The following is a 4,026-nucleotide window of genomic DNA, read 5'->3' on the forward strand; positions in this document are numbered from 1 at the left end:
GGGGCTCTTTTATCGTTTTTTTTTTTTAAAAATATCCGGGGGGGGGGGCGGGGGGGGGGGGGGGGCCCCCCCCCCCCCCCCACGGAGCTCGCCAAACAGAAAGGCCGCCCAGGGTTCGGGCGGCCTTCGTCATTTGCGGCACTGCGCGATTTACTCGGCGGCGCGGATCGGGGTGTCGTCGGTCACCGGCAGGGACGGATTGCCATGCTGGCCGGTCTCGAGCGCACGGCGCACGCCGGCCTCGTAGTCCGGATGGACCTTCTTGAGCACCGCCAGCCAGCGCTCCTTCACGCCGTCGGTACAGGGCGCCATGCCGCCGGCCATGTTGCGGTGCAGGCGGTCGCGCTCGTCGTCGTCCATCACCTCGGCATAGAGCGCGCGCGGCTGGACGTAATCGATATCGCTCTCTTCTTGGTCGAAACGGGCGGCCACGGCCTCGGGGTCGATGCGCATCGGCGGCTCTTGCACGCTTTCATCCGCGACCGGGCCGTCATACTGGTTCGGCTCGTAATAGGCGTCGGGATTGCCGAAATCATTGGTGAAGAACCGCATCGCACCATCCTTGTGGTAGTGGCTCACCTTGGCATTCTTCGGCGCGTTCGCCGGCAGCGCTTCGTAATGGGTACCCAGGCGATAGCGGTGGGCATCGGCGTAGGAGAAGATCCGCGCCTGCAGCATCTTGTCCGGCGAGAAGCCGATGCCCGGCACCACGTTGTTGACGTTGTAGGCGGCATTCTCGACCAGCTGGAAATAGTTCTCGGGGATGGTGTGCATCTCAAGCTCGCCGACCTCAATCAGCGGGTAGTCGCCATGCGGCCAGACCTTGGTCAGGTCGAACGGGTTGAACGGCGTCTCGAGCGCCTCTTCCTCGCTCATCACCTGGATGTACATCGTCCATTTCGGGAACTTGCCGGCGCTGACCATGTTCCAGAGCTCTTCCTGGTAGCTCTCGCGGGTCTGGCCGATGATCTCGGCCGCCTTGGCATCCGACAGCCAGTCATGGCCCTGCTGGGTCTTGAAATGGAACTTCACCCAGTGGCGCTCACCTTCGGCGTTCCACATCGAGAAGGTGTGCGAGCCGTAGCCGTTCATATGCGCGGGCGAGCGCGGGATGCCGCGATCCGACATCAGGATGGTGACCTGGTGCACCGATTCGGGCTGGCCGGCCCAGAAGTCGAACATCGCCTCGGGCGAGCGCATGTTGGTCTTGGGGTGGCGCTTCTGGGTGCGGATGAAATCGGGAAACTTGAATGCATCTCGGACGAAAAAGATGGGGGTGTTGTTGCCCACCATGTCCCAGTTGCCGTCCTCGGTGTAGAACTTCAGCGCGAAGCCGCGCACGTCGCGCTCGGCATCCGCCGCACCGCGCTCGCCGGCCACGGTGGACCAGCGCGACAGCACCTCGGTGGTCTTGCCGATCTCGGAGAACATCTTCGCACAGGTGTATTTGCTGATGTCATGGGTGACGGTGAAGCTGCCCTGAAGGCCCCAGCCCTTGGCATGCACGACCCGCTCGGGGATGCGCTCGCGGTTCTGATGCGCAAGCTTTTCAAGGAGATGGTGGTCCTGCATCAACACGGGGCCGCGGTTGCCCGCGGTCTGCGAGGTGCGGTTCGTCGGGGCGGGCGCACCGGAGGTGGAGGTGAGGGTCGGCGTCTTGGCCATGGGGTTCTCGCTTTCTCTCTGTCGGGTCTGGACGGGCAGTTGCCGGGGGCAAACGGCGGATCCGGCAGCCGGTCTTGCCGCAACAACGACCGTCACGCTGCGATGGTTCCGCCGCGCGCCGGCCTCGCGTCGCCGCCCGCCCCGCCGGCACGGCGGGCGGCGGCGCAAAGCCGGGTTTCCGTTTGCGTCAGATCAAAGCCTTATTGTGCGGGTAGGTTTAAATCCTATATGAGCAAGATCCCGTTGCATGTGCGGGTCATCACATGCACCTCCCTGTTGGACCTGGCCGGGCGTCATGCCCGGCCTTTTTTCTTCGCCCACATGCCGTGCCGCCCGCCCGCTGCCGGTGCGCAAGCGTTTGGCGCCCGCCGCCGCGCCGTGCTACACAGGATGCAATGGACTTCGATCTGCAGAACGACACGCTGAGCCCGGTGCCACGCCGGCTCGAGCACCCCTATGACAACGTGCCGGTCCTCGACTGGTGGAAATACGATTACGACCACGTTTTCGTCGTGCTTAACCCGTTTTTCCGCGTCCCCGGCTACACCCCCGAAACCGCAAGCTTCGGCCCGATGCGCGTGGCCATGGACCCCGAGACGCTGATGGAGCAGATCGAGGAGGGCAGCATGCCCGAGCCGGTCAATCCCGCCCCCGAGGGGTTCGAGGATCTCATCAAGCAGACCGGCGCGCCGGTCGCGTGGTCCGACGTGGCCTTTGCCATCGGCGCCCCGGATTTCGACCGTTTCGCCCGCACCGTCTGGTTGCAGGCCATCGGTGGCGAGATCCCCGATGCCGATCAGGAACTGGCCGGAAAACTGGCGGCGTATTGCGAGCGCACCGGGCTCTACCATCCCGAGGAAGACCTGCTGCCCGCCGCCATGGAACCGGCGCTGGGGCGCTACCTGACGGCGCTCGGGCAGACCGACGTGACGCTCTGGAGCGAGTGGCGCGAGATCTCGCGCCTCTGCCCGGTGGAGGCCTTCGCGCGCGAGCATCCCGCCCTCGGGCTGCCCGGCGAGAAGCTCTCCGCGGTGGCCGCGCCGGGGATGCTCCTGAGCTGGGGCTATGACGACATCGCCGGACTGCTGGCGCTGACCGAGGCGCAGCGCGCGCGGGCGAACCCGTCGACCTATTTCGAAGGCTTCTGGGCCGGGGCCGAGACCACCTCGCTGGTCTTCTCCCCCGAGGGTGCCCCGCCGCCGTCACGGCGGAACTGACGCGGCGCATCCAAGCGACGACGCGCGCAAGCGAGGGAGGAGCGCCCGCGAACGCCTGCCCGAAACGCGAAACGCCCCGGCCATTGGCCGGGGCGTTCCTGTATCAGCGTCAGGAAAGAGGGGCTCAGTCGGCCGCCTCTTCCTTCTTCTTGGGCTCGGCGGCCAGCTCTTCGCCGGTCTCCTGGTCGACCATCTTCATGGCCAGGCGCACCTTGCCGCGATCGTCGAAGCCGAGCAGCTTCACGAAGACTTCCTGGCCTTCCTTCAGCACGTCGCTCGGGTGGTTCAGGCGGCGGTTCTCGATCTGCGAGACGTGCACCAGGCCGTCGCGCTTGCCGAAGAAGTTCACGAACGCGCCGAAATCGACGATCTTCACGACCTTGCCCTTGTAGACCTTGCCCTCTTCCGGCTCGGCCACGATCGAGTGGATCATGTCATAGGCCTTCTGGATCGACTCGCCGTTCGGCGACGCGATCTTGATCAGGCCCTCGTCGTTGATGTCGACCTTGGCGCCCGACACTTCGACGATTTCGCGGATGACCTTGCCGCCCGAGCCGATCACTTCACGGATCTTGTCGGTCGGGATCTGCATCATCTCGATCCGCGGTGCGTGAACCGAGAATTCGCCGGCCTCGGAGAGCGCCTTGCCCATCTCGGAGAGGATGTGCATGCGGCCGTCCTTGGCCTGGGCCAGAGCCTGCTTCATGATCTCGGGAGTGATGCCCGCGACCTTGATGTCCATCTGCAGCGAGGTGATGCCGTTCTCGGTGCCTGCGACCTTGAAGTCCATGTCGCCGAGGTGATCCTCGTCGCCGAGGATGTCGGTCAGCACGGCGTATTCGCCGTCATCTTCCAGCACCAGGCCCATGGCGACGCCGGCCACCGGGGCCTTCAGCGGAACACCCGCATCCATCATCGACAGCGAGCCGCCGCAGACGGAGGCCATCGAGGACGAGCCGTTGGACTCGGTGATCTCGGAGACCACGCGGATGGTGTAGGGGAAATCGGTCGGGGCCGGCAGCACCGCCTGAAGCGCGCGCCATGCCAGCTTGCCGTGGCCGATCTCGCGGCGACCGGGCGAACCCACGCGGCCCACTTCACCGACCGAGTAGGGCGGGAAGTTGTAGTGCAGCAGGAAGTTCGA

3 protein-coding genes are annotated in these 4,026 nt (G+C 65.4%); 1 reads left to right on the forward strand and 2 read right to left on the reverse strand.

Features of this window, described 5'->3' with window-relative positions:
- Positions 1-150: 150 nt before the first annotated feature.
- Complete coding sequence (locus tag AC6RA4_RS23760; RefSeq protein ID WP_500164517.1) at positions 151-1,665, reverse strand: catalase; 1,515 nt, start codon at positions 1,663-1,665, stop codon at positions 151-153.
- Positions 1,666-2,060: 395 nt separating this feature from the next.
- Between AC6RA4_RS23760 and AC6RA4_RS23765 the strand changes: the two genes are divergently transcribed.
- Entirely contained in the window at positions 2,061-2,882 is an 822-nt protein-coding gene (locus tag AC6RA4_RS23765) for a DUF2711 family protein (protein ID WP_500164519.1), read from the forward strand.
- A 124-nt stretch (positions 2,883-3,006) separates the two neighbouring features.
- Here the strand turns inward: AC6RA4_RS23765 and pnp are convergent.
- Positions 3,007-4,026 (reverse strand): polyribonucleotide nucleotidyltransferase (gene pnp, locus AC6RA4_RS23770; protein WP_500164521.1); only part of this gene is annotated, 1,020 nt, incomplete at its 5' end.

Source organism: Salipiger sp. (assembly GCF_059781815.1).